This is a genomic window from Mycolicibacterium phocaicum (genome assembly GCF_010731115.1).
GTDB lineage: Bacteria > Actinomycetota > Actinomycetes > Mycobacteriales > Mycobacteriaceae > Mycobacterium > Mycobacterium phocaicum.
Genome location: NZ_AP022616.1, coordinates 4,143,876 through 4,160,599, shown reverse-complemented (window position 1 = coordinate 4,160,599; position 16,724 = coordinate 4,143,876). Strand labels below are relative to the sequence as shown.

The 16,724-nt window shown below is 64.8% G+C and carries 16 protein-coding genes and 1 pseudogene; 11 read left to right on the top strand and 6 right to left on the bottom strand.

What is annotated here, in order from left to right:
• Positions 1-50: 50 nt before the first annotated feature.
• Positions 51-611: a TnsA-like heteromeric transposase endonuclease subunit gene (locus G6N46_RS19890; protein ID WP_138251075.1), complete on the top strand. Its 561-nt coding sequence runs from the start codon at positions 51-53 to the stop codon at positions 609-611.
• 524 nt (positions 612-1,135) lie between these two features.
• Here G6N46_RS19890 and G6N46_RS29100 read toward each other — a convergent pair.
• Positions 1,136-1,306, bottom strand: coding sequence for a hypothetical protein (locus G6N46_RS29100; protein ID WP_174814071.1), 171 nt, complete (start codon positions 1,304-1,306; stop codon positions 1,136-1,138).
• A gap of 150 nt (positions 1,307-1,456) precedes the next feature.
• Between G6N46_RS29100 and G6N46_RS19880 the strand changes: the two are divergent.
• From G6N46_RS19880 to G6N46_RS19855, 6 genes and pseudogenes are all read left to right on the top strand, one after another.
• Positions 1,457-2,917, top strand: a pseudogene (locus G6N46_RS19880) (DDE-type integrase/transposase/recombinase).
• A 38-nt stretch (positions 2,918-2,955) separates the two neighbouring features.
• Entirely contained in the window at positions 2,956-3,726 is a 771-nt protein-coding gene (locus G6N46_RS19875; RefSeq protein WP_235688667.1) for an ExeA family protein, read from the top strand.
• Between the two features lie 166 nt (positions 3,727-3,892).
• Positions 3,893-4,141, top strand: coding sequence for a hypothetical protein (locus G6N46_RS19870; protein WP_220098078.1), 249 nt, complete (start codon positions 3,893-3,895; stop codon positions 4,139-4,141).
• Positions 4,138-6,150: a TnsB C-terminal domain-containing protein gene (locus tag G6N46_RS19865; RefSeq protein WP_138251080.1), complete on the top strand. Its 2,013-nt coding sequence runs from the start codon at positions 4,138-4,140 to the stop codon at positions 6,148-6,150. The genes G6N46_RS19870 and G6N46_RS19865 overlap by 4 nt, the downstream gene beginning before the upstream one ends.
• Positions 6,144-7,196 (top strand): TniB family NTP-binding protein, encoded by a 1,053-nt coding sequence (locus tag G6N46_RS19860; RefSeq protein WP_138251081.1) that lies wholly within the window; start codon positions 6,144-6,146, stop codon positions 7,194-7,196. The genes G6N46_RS19865 and G6N46_RS19860 overlap by 7 nt, the downstream gene beginning before the upstream one ends.
• A 2-nt stretch (positions 7,197-7,198) precedes the next feature.
• A complete protein-coding gene (locus G6N46_RS19855) occupies positions 7,199-8,356 on the top strand; it encodes a TniQ family protein (RefSeq protein WP_197746729.1) in 1,158 nt (385 codons plus the stop codon).
• A 247-nt stretch (positions 8,357-8,603) separates the two neighbouring features.
• On the opposite strand, the gene G6N46_RS19850 is transcribed toward G6N46_RS19855, so the two are convergent.
• Entirely contained in the window at positions 8,604-10,085 is a 1,482-nt protein-coding gene (locus G6N46_RS19850) for a right-handed parallel beta-helix repeat-containing protein (protein WP_163692903.1), read from the bottom strand.
• Between the two features lie 609 nt (positions 10,086-10,694).
• On the opposite strand from G6N46_RS19850, the gene G6N46_RS19845 reads away from it, so the two are divergent.
• Positions 10,695-11,792, top strand: coding sequence for an acyltransferase family protein (locus tag G6N46_RS19845; RefSeq protein WP_138251083.1), 1,098 nt, complete (start codon positions 10,695-10,697; stop codon positions 11,790-11,792).
• Between the two features lie 323 nt (positions 11,793-12,115).
• On the opposite strand, the gene G6N46_RS19840 is transcribed toward G6N46_RS19845, so the two are convergent.
• From G6N46_RS19840 to G6N46_RS19825, 4 genes are all read right to left on the bottom strand, one after another.
• Complete coding sequence (locus tag G6N46_RS19840) at positions 12,116-12,946, bottom strand: alpha/beta hydrolase (protein WP_275938044.1); 831 nt, start codon at positions 12,944-12,946, stop codon at positions 12,116-12,118.
• Positions 12,947-13,106: 160 nt separating this feature from the next.
• On the bottom strand, positions 13,107-13,244 hold the full coding sequence (locus G6N46_RS19835; RefSeq protein WP_163692513.1) for a hypothetical protein: 138 nt from the start codon (positions 13,242-13,244) through the stop codon (positions 13,107-13,109).
• Positions 13,245-13,336: 92 nt separating this feature from the next.
• The gene (locus G6N46_RS19830; RefSeq protein WP_138251084.1) at positions 13,337-14,395 is read right to left on the bottom strand and encodes a hypothetical protein; all 1,059 of its coding nucleotides are present in this window, start codon (positions 14,393-14,395) and stop codon (positions 13,337-13,339) included.
• Positions 14,383-14,844, bottom strand: coding sequence for a PPOX class F420-dependent oxidoreductase (locus G6N46_RS19825; protein ID WP_174814070.1), 462 nt, complete (start codon positions 14,842-14,844; stop codon positions 14,383-14,385). Before G6N46_RS19825 ends, G6N46_RS19830 begins: the two co-directional genes overlap by 13 nt.
• Positions 14,845-14,975: 131 nt before the next feature.
• Here G6N46_RS19825 and G6N46_RS19820 point away from each other — a divergent pair, with 131 nt between their 5' ends.
• The 3 genes from G6N46_RS19820 (at position 14,976) to G6N46_RS19810 (ending at position 16,724) form a co-directional block, all read left to right on the top strand.
• Positions 14,976-15,488, top strand: a complete 513-nt coding sequence (locus tag G6N46_RS19820) for an OsmC family protein (protein ID WP_138251085.1) — start codon at positions 14,976-14,978, stop codon at positions 15,486-15,488.
• A gap of 16 nt (positions 15,489-15,504) precedes the next feature.
• On the top strand, positions 15,505-16,269 hold the full coding sequence (locus G6N46_RS28765; RefSeq protein WP_234880816.1) for a hypothetical protein: 765 nt from the start codon (positions 15,505-15,507) through the stop codon (positions 16,267-16,269).
• Positions 16,270-16,415: 146 nt separating this feature from the next.
• A complete protein-coding gene (locus G6N46_RS19810; RefSeq protein ID WP_133426167.1) occupies positions 16,416-16,724 on the top strand; it encodes a hypothetical protein in 309 nt (102 codons plus the stop codon).

Here is a 16,724-nt window from a genome sequence, read left to right as displayed (position 1 = left end):
TGCAGTTGGGTGCGAGTCGCTACGGTGCAGTAGTCCGATAATGGGGAAGCATGTTGGCCGTGACGGCGATCCTGGCCGGGGCGGCCACGATGGTGATCGAGACCGGGTGCGTGGAGTTCGAGTGGGTGACCGCCGACGGTGAGTGGCAGCGTTCCGCTCTCGATGCGGCTGCGGGTGCGCCGTTCGAGGAGGGGCTGCCGGTGCGGCGGTACAGACCGCGTAAGGGGCAGCGGCATTTGAGTGGCCGGTGGTGGTGCGCGACGACCGGTGGCCATGTCGGGTTCGAGTCGTGGTTGGAGCGCGATCACGTGATGCTGTTGGATTTCGATTCGCGGGTGGTCGGCATTGCGGCGCAGCCGTTCTGGCTTCACTGGACCGATGCGCACGGCAAGCCGGTGTCGCACGCGCCGGACTTGTTCGCCCGCTGTAGCGACGGCTGCGTGTTGGTGATCGACTGCCGCCCGGTGGAGCGGCGCCGTGCGCGGGACCTGGTGAAGTTCGCCGTCACAGAGCGGGTGTGCGAGAGGCTGGGTTGGGAGTATCGGCTGGTCGCAGGTTTGGTGTTGACCGTCTCTCTGGATGGCTATCACGGGGTGGCCATTCGTCATTGATCTTGCCGATGTGATCGGTGGCGTGGCCCGCCGGCTTGATCTTGGTCGTGTGCACCATCAGTGTGATGAGGAACTGATGGGTCGCGCGGCACCCCGCTGAAGTCTTGGCGGGCTCGCAGGGTGCCGCGCTGTAGTGCACGGAGGCACCGATGGTGACGGTAGAGGCTGATCTGGTCTGCGTCGAGTCCCGGTTGGCGGCGGGCTGATCAGATGCCCGGCGTGCTCACAGGGCGTGCTGGGTGGTTGGGGATTCGCCCGCAGTCGCCGCGTGGTGGGTCTGGCCGGTGCGGTTCGGCCACGGCGGGCGCGATGCCGATCGTGTCTGGTGACGCACGTGTTGTTGCCGGTCACGGTGATGCTGCGCAGAGCGTATGCAGCCGAACAGATTTGGATGGCATTGGCTGCTCGCGCACAGGGGGTTGGGCATCGCCGGATCGCTGCTCGACTCAACGTGCCGGCGACCACGGTGCGGGCTGGCTGCGCCGGGCCGGCGGCCGACTGGAGGCGATCCGGGCGTGGTTCATTCAGATGGCGGTGCTCATCGGGATCGACGTGACGATCAAGGCTGCGGCTGGGGTGAGGTGGTGGCCGCGGTCGATGCCGCGGCGGTGGCGATCGGGCAGCGGTTCGGGCCGGCCGGGTTGGTGGGCGCGGTGACGCCGGTACAGGTGATGGTCGCGGTCAGCGGCGGCCAACTGCTAGCACCGGGCTGGCCGACGACGCGGCAGACGCCGTTCGCAACACCAGTTGCCCCTGATGCGCCACGTGGGAATCGGTGATCCTCGCGAAGGCACCTGCCCGACAAATGGTTTCGGGTCGGGCCATCGAATGTGTGAGGAGAAACGGTGTCGTTGGAAGAACACAAGCGTCGCGAGCGGGTCCAGGCGATCGGCTTGTTCCGGTATCAGCTGATCTGCCCCGCCCTGGAGGCCGGGTTGTCGACCAAACAGCGTGGCCGACTGGTCCGCGAGATCGCGCAGCGCACCCATGTCGACCCGTTCGGCACCCGGGTGCAGATCGCACGACCGACCCTGGACCGCTGGATCCGGCGTTACCGGGCCGGCGGGTTCGAAGCCCTGGTGCCCGAGCCGCGCCGGCTGGCCACCCGCACCGACGTCGGGGTGCTGGAGCTGGCCGCCTCGTTGAAGCGGGAGAATCCGTCACGCACCACCGCCCAGGTGGCCCGCATCCTGCGCACCGCCACCGGCTGGGCGCCCTCGGAATCGACCCTGCTGCGCCATTTCCATCGCTGCGAGCTGATGGGCCCGCCGCCGGTGGCGCCAGGGAGGTGTTCGGCCGGTTCGAAGCCGCCGACCCCAACGAACTGTGGGTCGGCGACGCTCTGCACGGTCCGCGGGTCGGTGACCGCAAGACCTACCTGTTCGCCTTCCTCGACGACCATTCTCGGTTGGTGGTCGGTCACCGGTTCGGGTTCGCCGAGGACACCGTGCGTCTGGCGGCCGCGCTCAAACCCGCGCTGGCCGCCCGCGGCGTGCCAGCCTCGATTTATGTCGACAATGGTTCGGCGTTCGTCGATGCCTGGCTGCTGCGGGCGTGCGCGAAACTCGGTATCCGACTGGTACATTCGGCGCCCGGGCGCCCGCAGGACGGGGCAAGATTGAACGGTTCTTCCGCACCGTGCGTGGGCAGTTCCTCGTTGAGGTCACCGACACCACCACCGAGGACCTCGCCGCCGCCGGGGTCGACCACACCGGTGCGCTGTTGGAGCTCAACCGGCTGTTCATGGCCTGGGTCGAGACCGAATACCACCGCCGCACCCATACCGAGACCGGGCAATCCCCACTGGAGCGCTGGGACACCGGCTGGGACCGCCTTGGTCACACTCCGGAGTTGCCGACGGCGGCGGATCTGACCGAGGCGTTCTTGTGGTCGGAATTTCGGGTGGTGACCAAGACCGCCACCGTCTCCCTGCATTCCAACACCTACCAGGTCGACCCCGCCCTGGCCGGGCGCCGCGTGGAGCTGGTGTTCTCCCCGTTCGACCTGCAGACCGTCGAGGTCCGCCACCGCGACCAGAGTTTCGGTGCCGCGACACCGCACACCATCAGCCGCCATGCCCACCCGAAAGCCCGACCCGAGACCGTCGAGACCCGCCGGCAACGACGGGGATCGATTACCTGGCGTTGACCGCTGCCGCCCATCACGAGCAGCTGCGTGAGGATGAACGTATCGGCTATCACGCCCTCTACGGAACCGACTCCGACGGCGACCAGGTCGCCGCTCAGCTCTCGATCACCGACCTCGCTCCCACCGAGGACGAGTTCGAGGACGGGGTGTCGGCGTGAGTATTCAACGGTTGCAATCACATTGGGGCTTCACACGGATGCCGTTCGGGCGGGATCTGGCGCCGTCGATGCTGCACCGCCACCCCGGCCACAGCGAAGCGATCGCCCGCATCGGCTGGTGTGTGGACCAATGCGCCATCGGCGTCATCACCGGCGAAGTCGGCGCTGGCAAAACCGTCGCGATCCGCGCGGCAGCCACCTTGGATCCGGCGCGGCACGTAATCATCTACCTCGCCAACCCCACCATCGGGGTGCGCGGCATGCTCACCCACATCGTGGCCACCCTCGGGCACACCCCGGCGTTTCACACCGCCCGGCTGGCTCCCCAAGCCGCAGACGCCTTGGCCGCCGAGCACGCTGAACGTGGCCGCAACCCCGTGTTAGTCGTCGATGAAGCCCACCTGCTCGACAACCATCAACTCGAAGCGATCCGGCTGCTGACCAACCACGACATGGACAGTGGTTCACCGTTCGCCGTGGTCCTGGTCGGGCAACCCACCCTGCGGCACCGACTGCGTCTGGGTGTTCTGGCCGCGTTGGATCAGCGCATCGCCGTGCGCTACACCCTGCCCGGCATGACAGCGGCCGACACCGCCGACTACATCGGGCATCACACCAAGATCGCCGGCCGCTCCGATGCGCTGTTCGCCGACGACGCGATGACCCTGATCCACAACGCCTCCCGTGGACATCCGCGTGCGGTCAACAATCTCGCCCTGCACGCGCTCACGGCCGCGTTCGCCGCCGGGCACTCCATCGTCGGGGAGAAAGCCGCCCGCATCGCCATCAGCGAAACAGCAACCGACTGAACCCGATCCGCTTCACCACGGCGACGACCACGTCACCGCGACGAGGATCCCGTCACCGAGATCACAAACGCCCCGCTCGCCACAGTCGAGCGGGGCGTTCTCATCAGTGCATCGTCATCAACACCGATGACGCCGACATCGTCATCTTCAACGACGGCCAACAGGTTTGGACCCGGTGCTGCAAGGCAATCTGCGATGGCTGTCGAGCTACCGCCACGAGCGCCACGACGTCCCGGCGGTGGCCGCATCGCTGCTGGGGGCGTTCGCTGCGCCGATGCCGCTGCTGGCCGGCGCGCAGGCGGTGGGGGATCCGATTGCGGTGCTGCCGGTGTTGTTTCATCTGCTCTGGCGGCAAAGGTTGACCGCGGACTTGTCGGTTCCGCTGGGTGAGGCGACACCGGTGGTGAGCGCGTGACGCGGCCGGCGGTGCTGCGCCCGGGCGACCGGGTGGTGTTCGACGGCGGCGAGCACCAGGTGCTGGGGCTGGTTGGCACGTCGGTGCGGCTGCGGTCGGACGACGGTGTCGAGCAGGTCGTGCTGGTATCGCATCTGTTGTCCTGTCCGGACTTCGAGCTGCTGGGTCACGTTGAGCGGGTCGGGGTGGAGCCGTTCGGGCTGCTGGACGGCCTGCCGACTGGCGTCGTCGACGCGGCGCGGGAGTGGGAGCGGCATGTAGTCGAGGTCGACACAGGGCTGGCGCCGGGAGCGGAGCCGGGATCGGTGCCTCGGGATGGGTTCGACCCGGCGGTGAGCACGGTGAGCCAGCGGGCTGAGCGTAAAGCGGCAGAGCTGGGGGTGAGCGTGCGCACGATGCACTCGCGCCGTGCCCGCTATGCACAGCAGGGTTTGTGGGGTTTGGTTGATCAACGCGGTGCGCGTGAGGCAGCGATCACTGGACGCGCTGATGCGCGGGTGGTCGCGGCGGTACGGGCGGCGCTGGAGGCCGAGACGAACACCTCGACCGGCACGCGCACGCGGCTGATGCGCCGGGTCGTTCAACAACTGGAGGCTGAGCACGGGCCGGGGGTGGTGCCGCTGCCGGGTCGCTCCGCGTTTTACCGGCTGATCGACGCCTTGGCTACCGGTCGGCACAGTTTCGGGTCGGCGGTCACACGGCGGCAGACGGCGAACCGTCCGGCTGGGATGTTCACCCCGTCCTTCGCCGCGCGGCCCGGTGAGCAGGTGCAGATCGATTCGACCCCGATCGACGTGCTGGTCCTGCTCGATGACGGCACACCGGCACGCGCGGACTTGACAATCGTGGTGGACGTGGCCACCCGCACGATCTGCGCGGCGGTGCTGCGGCCGGTCGGAACGAAAGCGGTGGACGCCGCGTTGCTGCTGGCGCGGATGCTGGTGCCCGAACCGATGCGCCCCGGCTGGAATCACGCGTTGCGGATGTCGGCATCGGTGTTGCCGCACGCACGGCTGCTGGACATCGACGCGCGGATGGAGCTGGCGGCAGCCAAGCCGGTGATCGTGCCGGACACGATCACCATCGACGGCGGAAAAGTGTTCGTGTCCGAAACGTTCACCAGAGCATGTGAGCGGTTAGGGATTTCCGTGCAGCAGGCCCGGCCCCGCACCCCGACGGACAAGGCGATCGTGGAGGCCACGTTTGGGTCGATCAACACGCTGTTCTGCCAACACGTCGCCTCCTACACCGGTCCGAACCCGACCCGGCGCGGAGCCGACGTGTCCGGGGCGTGGACGCTGACCGAGTTGCAGGACCTGCTCGATGAGTGGCTGCTGGCCGGCTGGCAGACCCGCCCGCACGACGCGCTACGCGACCCACTGGCACCGCGCCGCATGCTCAGCCCGAACGAGATGTACGCCGCGCTGGTCGCCGCGGCCGGATATCTGCCACTGACCCTGACCGGAGAAGACTATTTGGAGTTGCTGCCGGTGACCTGGCGGCAGATCAACGCCTACGGCATCACCATCAACTACCGCACCTACGACATTCCCGAACTCGGGCCACTACGGTTGCAGCACTCCGGCGTGACCGCCCGCCGCGGGCTCTGGGAGGTCCACTACGACCCGTATGACGCGACCCGGGTGTTCGTGCGCACCGGCGACGGGTGGCTGACCGTCCCGTGGACGCATCTGCCGATGGTGACCGCGCCGTTCGCCGAGTTCACCTGGCGGCACGCCCGCGTCCTGACCGCGCAGCGCGGCGGTGACGACAGCAACGAAACGCAGGTCGCCCGCGTGCTGGATGACCTGTTGACCCGCGCAGCCGCCGGACCGGTCGACAAGCGCACCGACCGGGTCGCCGCCCGCACCCGCCTGACCAGCGTGACCAATTCGCTGATCGCGCCGTCCGACCATCCCGAGCCCGAGCCCGAGTCAACCGGCGAGCCATTGGCGACGGTGATCCCGTTCGGGGTGTTCGACGCCGCCGCCGAGGCCGACAAATGGTGACCTGCAACGACAGTGACGGCGGGGCCGAGGTTGGGGCCGATGAGCCGCTGACCACCAAGGAAGGGTGGCGGCGGTTCGTGAACCGCCAACCTGTCGCGCCCGATGGGCATAACCCGGCCACGCTGGAGTTACTCACCGACGCCGAGCGCGAGGCGGTCACGGAGGCGCGGCAGGCCTACCACGGCGACCTGCCTCTGGCGAACACCCCGACGATCCAAAAGGTCATCTCCACCGCGCGACTGCTGGTGCAGCTGAACCGCAACCAGATCTCCGCCCGGCGGGGCCTGATCGTGTCCGGGGAGTCAGGCACCGGCAAGACCACCGCGCTCACACAGTTGGGCCGCACCCACGAACTGCATATCCGCCGCCGATTCCCGCACGACGCGAATCGACTCCCGGTTCTTTATGTGACCGTCCCGCCCGCCTCGACCGCGCGGATGCTTGCAATGGAGTTCGCCCGCTTCCTCGGCCTGTCGTTCACCAGCCGGGCCAACATCACCGACATCGTCGACGCGGTCTGCCACACCGCGGCCCGTACCGGTGTTGAGCTGGTGCTCGTCGATGAGGTGCACAACCTGAACCTGTCCACCCGCCCCGGTGCCGAAGTGTCCGACCAGTTGAAGTATTTCGCCGAGCGGCTACCAGCAACGTTCATCTACGCCGGCATCGACGTCGAAGCGGCCGGGCTGTTCGCCGGGGTCCGGGGCCGGCAGATCGCCGGCCGCTTCACCATGATCGGGGCCAGCGCGTTCGCCTACGGCACCGGCGAGCAGCGTGAGCAGTGGCGGGCACTGGTCGCCACGATGGAATCCACCCTGCGGCTGCACCGGCACAAGACCGGATCCCTGGTCACGCTGGACGAATACCTCTACCGGCGCAGCGGCGGCATGATCGGCAGCCTGTCCCACCTGGTCCGCGGCGCAGCGGTCCTGGCCATCGAGGACGGCAGCGAACGGATCACCCGCCCGCTGCTCGATATCGTCCCGGTCGATCACGCCGCCGAACGTGGTGCTGCCGGGGATCGTTCACGCCGGGCGATCGGCTGATCGTGCTGGCCCGCCTGCCGATCCCCGCCGGACCGGCCCGCCACGAGATCGTCCAGTCTTACCTGACCCGCCTGGCCGTACTGCACGGCCTCCCAGCGCGCGAACTGTGGGAACACGTCGCCACCACCAATACCGCACACCAGACCGGCCGCGCACGGGGCCGGGTGGTGCTGGCCGAGCGGCTCGCGTTCGTCACCGGCCGCCAGGTCGAGCATCTCGGGCTGGCGCTGCCCGAACTGCGCGACCCGGCACCGGACTGGGCAGCGTGGCGCCACCAGTCCCAGCCAGGCTGCGGCCGCTGTGACGCCCGCCACGACGGCGGGCCGGTGCTGCGACTGTTGCCGCACCACCATTACGTCTGCACCCGGCACCGCTACTGGATCGGCCCACCGGACGCCGGGCAACAGCCGACACCGCTACATGATCGGGTCGGCGACCAAATCGTGGCCGCCCAGCACCGGCATAACCGAATGCTGGCCCGCTACGGTTCGGCGGCGGTGTTCGATGCGGTACTGACCGGTTTCCTGATCTGCGGTCACTTCTGGACCCGCTGGCCACAACGTGACCGCGCCACCGAGGCCGTTCGCCGGTGGGAACAACGGGCGCGGTGGCTGATCCCGCCGGGAACGGAGCCCATCACCTACTCCACCTCGCTGCTGTTCGCCGCCGTGTATCCCGAAGCGGTCAGCCTCGCCGAACTGACTGCACACCCGACCTGGCGCCAGCTCGCCCACGGCGACACCGCCGAGCAACGTGTGTTCTTGACCGAGGCGTGCCGCCGCCTTGGTCGAGCCGTCCCCGACCTCGAGGACGACCGGGCCGACGCGATCCGGCACTGGATGATCTTCGACAGCCATCGGCCGCCCAGCCGTCCGGACAAGACGTTCCCCGAAACCCGTGAATACAGGGCGACCCGGCCAGCCAATCCCAACAGTGCGAGCCGCGAGCGCACCGAGCGCGAAGCCCGTTGGTTCGCGGTCAAGCGGTGCGGCGGCAGCAGCATCGTGCACCACCGGCACGTTCGGCCCGTTCTCGTCCGTGAATGGGCCACCGAGATGGCCGACATGACCGCCACAATCTCGGCTAGCGCATCGCTGCACGACTACGGCGGCATCCGCACACAGGAATACGCCCGACAGCACGCTCCAAACGCTAAATAGAGCAAGCGGACCGAGGTCGACCCGTCAGTCGTTCTGGGGAATTCGGGGCGTGCCAAATTCGTTGTCTGGTATCGCCTTTCGGTTTGCACAGTTGTTCCCGCTTAGGCCAGCTGAGTTCGCTGCGCTTGATCGGAGATACTATTCGCTAAGGGTGCGCCCGATTACTGCTCCATCGGTGGACGACTCCGCAGTTCCTGAATCACGCCGCGCTCGGTGCACAGCGTGAAGTGCCCCGATAGCTTCAGACTTACGGATACGTGTACCAGTTAGACGATTGGTCGCTGACGAAATCAGTATTGGCGCCAGCTGCGATCGTGTAGGAGCCAGCGCCGTCGATTTGATCACTGCCAGTGGGGCTAATCGATAGCGAAGTACTGTAGACGTTGCGTACCGAGTAACGACGATAGTTACCCGCAGCTGGCGGCAGGGTCAGGACCGCACCGCCGCCCAGCAGAAGCACCTGGTCAATACCAGGGTCGGCAGTTGCAGCACTCGTGACATAGAGTCGCTTCGTCAGGAAGCTCTGCGGTACTTGGTAGATTGACCGCGCGATGTTACTGATTCCCAAGATCTGCGACGGCCCTGTGCCGACAATCTGAACAGTGTCAATGACGACGTCGAGGACGTTGTTAGCCCCGGAATTCGCGTAGATGGCGAATTGCGATGCGGCGCCCGTGTTTGTATTGGTCAAGGTGATGTTCCTGACGGTGACATCGGTTATCACCGTGCCAGATGGCTGCTGGTTAGTGATCAGAACACCCGCCTGCGGGCTGGTGGCCGCTGCAGTATTGGCGCCGGCGATATCGAAGCCGTCTACAACAGCGCGACTCACACCGAGAGTGTTGAAGCTAGATTCAGCAGCGATGTAGATCCCCGCGTCCGCTGAGTTGACCACATAGCCGCCGTAGTAACGGATGTTGCTGCCACCGACCACGGAGAAACCACGGGCGGCACTTGTGTAGGAGTAGCTGCCGATGTTGACGATGTTTTTGACGGGAGTTCCGTCGCTGGCGTAGGACACGACGGCGAAACTGTCATCTCCTGTGGTGTCGCTGGTGCAACCGATAATTCGGCCATCATGTGAGCCGTGGGTGCAGTGGATACCGTCGGCCAGGGTGCCATATACGTACACATTGGTGAGTACAAAGTAGGCGGCGCCGTACATAAACACCCCGGCCGCCGCCGACCCATTTATGTAGACATTGGTAGCGGTGAAGTTGCTGCCCTCAACCCATAGCTTTTGCGCTTGGTTGACGCTTTGGCGGGTGGCCCCTGCTTGTGAAAACGACACGGTAACGCCCTCGATGGAGCAGTAGTTCCCGGTGACATGGACCGCCGAGGTGGCTTCGGCAGTGGCAAGTAGTGTGCCACCCCCGAGGATGCGTGTATCGTTCTGCCCGACGGTAAGTACCGATTGGTGCATGTACGTTTTGGCCGGGTTGAGGTAGACGTCAGCACCGCCGGCGGCGGCGAAGCAGTTGTTCAGCGCGGTGGAATCATCTGTGGTGCCGTTGCCCACCGCCCCGAACGATTCGGGGGTGAATTGGGCGCGTGCCTGTCCAGGCGCCAGATAGTCGGTCCTTGACACCCCTGCAGTGATCGCGGTGCCGTTGCCCTTCAGCATCCCGCTGACGCTGGTCCCAACGGTAATCTGCGGTGTGGTAGTCGGGTTTGCCACCGAGACGGTCATACCGTTCGCTGAATTACCGCTAACCGAGGTGACGGCCATGCTTTCCTCCAGAAGTTGAGTACTTCCTAGCGATGTTGAGCTTCGAAGAGAACGAACGCACAGCGTTAACACGTTGCGCCCGCAGCCGGACCCGTGAAGGTGACCCCCTGTCGAAACTGGCGCCCCCGCTGCTTGCGAAAGTACCTTGACTGCGACGTGATTCTGCACATCTAGCAACAAATTCATAGGTAACGATTTCATTACGGTAGGCGTCGATATCAATCCGGCCGGAACTCCCGGTCATACCGACCGCGGTGTTCCTATTCCGATCTCCCGCGCGACCTCAGCCATCGCCTGGATGGCATCGATCAGCAGATACACCGCCTGTCGCATCACAGGTGGGGGGTGCGCGACTTCATCTTCGGGCCCATCAGGTGCAATCCTGTCCAACCACAGGGCCATTCGAGCGATCAGGGTGTCTACCCAACGGCTCCGACGTCATAATCAGAAACCAGCAGCCTTAGCAAACTGCTCACGGTTTGCCGAGAGAGCCGAGACCTATGCGGCTACACTGAACCTCGTACGGGGTGGAATGGTTGCGTCGCAGCAGCGTGACGGGCTGCGTTTCTTCGCGTTGCCCCGATAACCGATACGAGGGGGTCGCGGCTTATGTCCGATGCGACAGGCGCCTCGACACCCCGCAAGATCACGCCGAAATTCACCTCACTGGAGGCTGGCCGCGCATTTGCTGCGCTGATGGTTGTTCTGTTCCATTGCAACGAAACCGGCCGAGACGCGAAGTACTTCGGCTACGAGGCGTTGCCCTTCTTCCGTGGCGGGTATTCCGGTGTCGAGTACTTCTTCGTGCTGAGCGGCTTCGTGATGGTGGTGGCGCACCGCAAGGACTTGGTGTCTCACAGCGGAACCGCCAGGTTCCTTTGGAAGCGATTCCAACGGTTGTACCCGACCTTGTGGGTCGTCGTCGGAGTGTTAATCATCGCAATGGTTGCCGTACCCGCGTTGCAGTGGGCCGGCAGGTTGAGCACCGGAGACATCGTTGCGGCGGTAACGGTGATCCCATATCCAAGGGAACGAGTACTTTCCGTCGAGTGGACGCTGCGTTACGAGATTGTCTTTTATCTCTTGTTCGCGATATGCATCCGCTGGAGACGAACGGGAGTCGTGATATGGCTGGCATGGTGCGGCATTGGACTTGCGAGTATTTGGCTTGTCCCACGGGGGATTCTAGGTTTTTTCGTCGCACCGTATCCTTTGATATTCGCCGCCGGAATGATCGTGGGCTTCGTGTTTCAGCGCATGTCGTCACGTATCGCTGCGATATCAGTGATGGTCGGCGGTATCGCCTATCTTATGTGGCTGACGCGTCTGTTCGTACCAACCGCCGTACCTGACAAGTTGCCAGTCGACGCTCTCAGTTTTGGCGCAGGGGCCGTGTTGATCTTGGCCGGTTTGGCCAGCCTAGAGCATTTAGGCAAGGTCACCGCGCCGCGATTCCTGAGCTTCCTCGGCGCCGCGTCCTATTCGATATACCTCATTCACTATCCGGCAATGTCGATTTTAATGAAGGTCGCCATGAAGCTGCGTACCAGAGGGCTACCGGATTACGTCGCGATCGCGCTAATTCTGGCCGCATCTGTCGGCGCAGGTATCTTATTTCACCTCATTGTCGAGAAGCGCTTACTCAAAATCACCAAGCAATTCGGAGATAAGTACTTTCAGAGAGCACCGGGCGGCGACAAGCAGTAGCGATCACTGCGACACGTCTTGGCCCACCGATATCATCGCTACCGCGTTGCCAGTGCTATTCGGACTGTTCATGTGGTGCGGTTAGTCAGCATGCTGACTAACCGCAGCTACAACCCCTGACTTGGCCTATGCATCCGCGCGAATGGTGCGCGTGTGGTGGTTGTACAAGTGGATCACCCGCACTCAAGCCACCGATGGGGTTGTTTTTAGGCACCGAGCGGCTGCGCGCAGCTCGATCTGGCGATCGCTGAAGCGTTCACAGCGTGCGACGAGGGTCTAGATCGCGAGTGCACCCAAAGCTCAACCATTTCAAGTCGAAATAGCTAGGCGGTCAAGTGCGGAATGATCCATCGGATTTGGTCTGGCAACTGTTTATCCCAGTAGCTGTGATTATGTCCGCCGGGGGTGAAGCTGCCGGCCGGTTGCTGTTTGAGCTGGGCTATGTATTGCTTCGTGGTTGCGGCGAACTGGTCGCTGTCGCCACAATCGATTCGTATCGGCACCAGGGGTACCGCATTTGGCCCCCAGACGTTGTTAGCCGCGTATTCGCTCGCGTCGTCGAACGCGCCGTCGGGAAAATTCTTCCCGGTTGGCGGGCTAAAGAGCGCAGGGCTGACCGCACAGATCGCCGCGGTGCGTTTGGCGCCCAGCCTGTTGCCCAACAATAACGCGCCATATCCACCCATCGACCAGCCCATGAATGCGACGCGCTCGGTGGCTAGGCCCAGGCTCGGCAACATAGGGAGAAGCTCGTTGAGCACCATGGCGCCGGCGTCCTCTCCGGAGGAGCGCTTGTGCCAGTAGGTGGTACCGCCGTCAACGGAGACGACCGCGACCGGAGGAAGATTCGCGGCAGCTGCATCTGCCAAGACTTTCTCGACACCCATGCTCATCACTTCGTCGGCGTTCTGGCCTTGGCCATGCAGGGCAATGATCGGTCGCAAAGGCGGATAACTACCGGGGGGGCGGGCGATCATCCAATTGGTCTGCACCCCACCACGAGCCGCTGACGTGAACGAACCTGTAGCCATGGTTGGACGAGAGACGGCGCGCGCATCGTTCGACGTCGCGCAACCGGTCAACTGCGACACCCCATAGGAGCCGGCTAGCCCGGTTGCCGCGCGGAGAAGATTGCGCCGACTGATGCTAGTCACACAGCAAACATTATGCGCGATCGGTCGAATGGCACGAGGCAGCCCCGGAAAGACGGATGCCGGATTTTCATCTGGAGTGTCGCAAAGCGCCATCTTGTTGTTGGGGCTGGTGGCTCGGTCGAGCGATGTGGACCCGTCGACCGGGCCGCCCGTACGCGCATCAACGTAACCCGCCGTGCACAGAAAATGCAAAGTATTTCGGGACGAACCGCAGCGCATTGTCCTGATGGACCTTGCAAACCTCACCAACCGCCATGGCCGGACTGCAATGTTCAACAAGATCGGACATCAACTCCATGACGACGACAGTAGCCCGCAAAAGGTAAGAGGTCTAGTGGTCTTACCAATAAAGATGGTGAAGCCAGAAGACGAAGCGCCTCAGGTCCGCCGTCAGGGGTAGCTCAGCAGGACCATCACCCGGCCGTCCGGTGACGGCTCCGGAAACGCATCGACCTGGAAGCCGTAGTACTCCACCTGGGTGTCGGTGATGGCGTCGATGACCTTGCCCTGGGCCTTGAGCCTGCCGTCTCTGACGTCACGCATCACGCCGATGAAGTCGGGCACCGACATCGACTCGGCCAGCAGCAGGGCGTCGCCGCCGGACGGAAGTTTCACCAGCACACCGGAACCCGCGTAGTTGTCACCCCCGCGGCCCGTTCCGCGTGGCGCCCAGTACACCGGCTCGGAGGCGACTTCGCCGTCGACGCGACGGTACTGCCCCACGTGGTCGACACCGTCCTGCACCGAGACCACCGGCAAGGCGGCGATGGTCCGCTGTTCCTGGAACCACATCCAGCCGAGCGGGATGCCGATGATGGCGTAGATCATCACCAGCAGCATCAACACCGGCTTCCACGCGATCTCCCACGCCTGACGCGAGCCCTGCTTCTCCAGCTGCTTGCGACCGAACCGGAAGACATACCAAGCCAATACGCGCGCAAGTGCCATCGCGGCCAGGATGCACAAGCCGACGATGCCCGCCGCCCGGAAGTAGAACGTGCTGCCGCCGTGGTCGATGGTCGCCAGCACCATCACCAGCGGAATCGGCAGGGTGAGGAGCAGCAGCAGGGCATACGACGGGTGGCTCGTCAGGTACTTGTATTCGACGGTCCAGCTCTTGACCCCGACGCCCACGGTGATGTCACCGATGTCCGCGGTCGAGATCGGCGTCCAACTCCCGTCCACCACCCGGGGCCGGACCAGTCCGCGCACGAAGAAGAAGCCCGCCACCAGCGAGACCGCCAGCGCGCCCCAGAACACGGCCGGCAGCCGTCCACCCGTGCCCGGTACCCCGAATCCCCCGCGGATGTCGATGATCTTGGCGATGAAGAACATCAGCGGGACAACGAAAAACAGCTCGCCGAGCCAGATTTGGATCAACTGCGGAATACGTCTGCCGACACGGTCGAACGCCAGCACCCCGCTCCAGATGAACCTCAGGACGCGCACGGGCTGATCTCGATGTAGGCCATCGGAATGTCGAACGCGGAGCTGCTCTTGTCGAGCGTCCGCTCGAACAGCTTCATGGCCGGCGACCAGTTCGCGGCGATCACGGCGTCGGCGTGGGCATGCTCGGCCTCCGGAAGGATGCGGGCGATGCCGGCCGCCGGTTGTCCTGTCGGCTTGCCCCGCAGATTGCACGGGACCACGACCACGCGCGGATCGTTGCGCAGCCGCTTCACCTTCCCCGTCGACGCATCGGTGCGGACATACAACTTCCCGTCGGCGACACCGTGATTGATCGGGCTGGGCATGGCCTCACCGGACCGCTTGAACGTGACGAGCACGATCTGCCGCGCCTTGTCGAAGCCGGCGAAATCGGTGGCAGTCGGCTCCCCGATGTCGAAGGCCTCCCGGTGCCGCAGTTTGTCCATGCCGCGAAACATCAACTTGCTCATGGCCGAAACCGCGGTACCGGGCATCTTCTCGTCCAATCTGAGCCGTTGTATGGCCGAAGCGTAAACCGAAAGTTGAATTCATCGTGGGCGCAACGGTCGAATCCCGACGCCGACGCAAATAACGTCGGCGCATGACTGCTTCCGTGACTTCCCTCAACGCGATCACCGATGCCACCCGGGCGGCCGTCACCGACAATCCCGCCGCGGCCGCCGTGCTGTTCAAGGCCTCGGCTCAGCCGGAAGGCACCGTCGGCAGTGAGATCGCCCTCGGCAAGTACCAGGTGCACGTCGACGAACCGCCCGCCCTCGGCGGGCAGCACACGGCGCCCAACCCCGTCGAGTACTACCTGGCTTCGCTGCTGTCGTGCCAGGTGGTGACCTACCGATTCTGGGCCGAGCGGCTCGGCATCCAGGTCGACTCCCTCAGCGCCAGCGCGGAAGGCGACCTCGATGTGCGCGGCTTCTTCGGGCTGGACGACAACGTCCGACCCGGCTTCCAGCAGATTCGGGTGACCGTCAACGTCTCCGGTCCGGAGACCGCCGAGCGCTACCAGGAACTCCAGGACGCGGTGGATGCGCACTGCCCGGTGCTGGACCTGACCACCGGCACGACGCCGGTAAGTACCCAGCTGATCACTGGTTGACCGATAGATTCGCGTCATGCCGTCGATGACGCCCGCACCACGCCTGATCACGGCCGCGGCACTGACCGTTGTCACCCTCGCTAGTTGTACACCGGCCACTCCGAGGCCGACCGCAACGACCGCGAGCACGAGCACGAGCACCACAACGACCACCCGTGCCACCTCGACCGCACCGCCGGCCGCCGAAACGCACGGATACGCGATCACGTCGATCACCACGCCCGGGTCACAGCCCGGTAAGTCGGTGACCATCCCGCAGCTTTCCGGTGGCGACCCAGCCGTCACCGACCGCTTCAACGCCGCCATGCGGGCCTCCCGGGCCGACATGCCCGAGCAGTCCGCCACCACGAGCGTCGACGATGGCGTAATCGACGGATTCCGCAGCGGCGTAACCAGAATCGGCTCCGGCGTCGTGGCCGGACGCATCGTGCTGTTCTGGTACGGAAAGGGCGCCGCGCACCCCAATCAAAGCCTGGGCACAGTGGTGATCGCGACCCGCACCGCGTCGCCGGTTACCGTCAACGACCTCTACCAGGATCACGCGGCCGCGATGACCCGGCTACGGACGCTGCTGCCGCAACTGGACACCAGCGGACGGCTGGATGCGCAGCAGTTGTCGCAGGACGACATCGACGTCAACTGGCTGCCGACGCCGACCGGGCTTCAGGTCTATGCACCGGTGGCCCATGCCCTGGGTGACTATGTGGCTGTCACAGTGCCGTGGGACCGGATCGCCGATCTACTGCGGCCGGGGATGCTTGAGGTACTGCGAGCGGATTAGGTATCCGAATATTGTTGTCGGTCAACATGTTCCGAAGAACAAGCGGAACGACTGGAATTGGGTCCACCAGGGGCATTCGGACTTCGCGGTGAGCCACTGTTCGACGGCCTCCCCAACGGCTCACGGCGCTGTGGAAACATCGGACCATGGGCACCCCTGATGCGCCACGCCCGAACCACCGGGCGAAGTACGTCGCCGTCACCGCAGGGGATCTGTCGGGACCGCGGATACGCGCGGCGGTGTCCGATTTCCACGGTCTCGGGACGCCCGGCCACATCGAGCTGGCCTCCTACATGATCGGCCAGGGGCATCCGTTGTCGGTGGCCGCGTGGATCCGGCACGACCCTGTGAGTTCGGTGCTGCACTTCGATCCGCGCGGCGGCAGCGCCGTGGTGCGCGAGCAGTCGATCGAGACCGACGAGCACAACTCGTCCTTCGGCGGCTGCTGGTGCTGA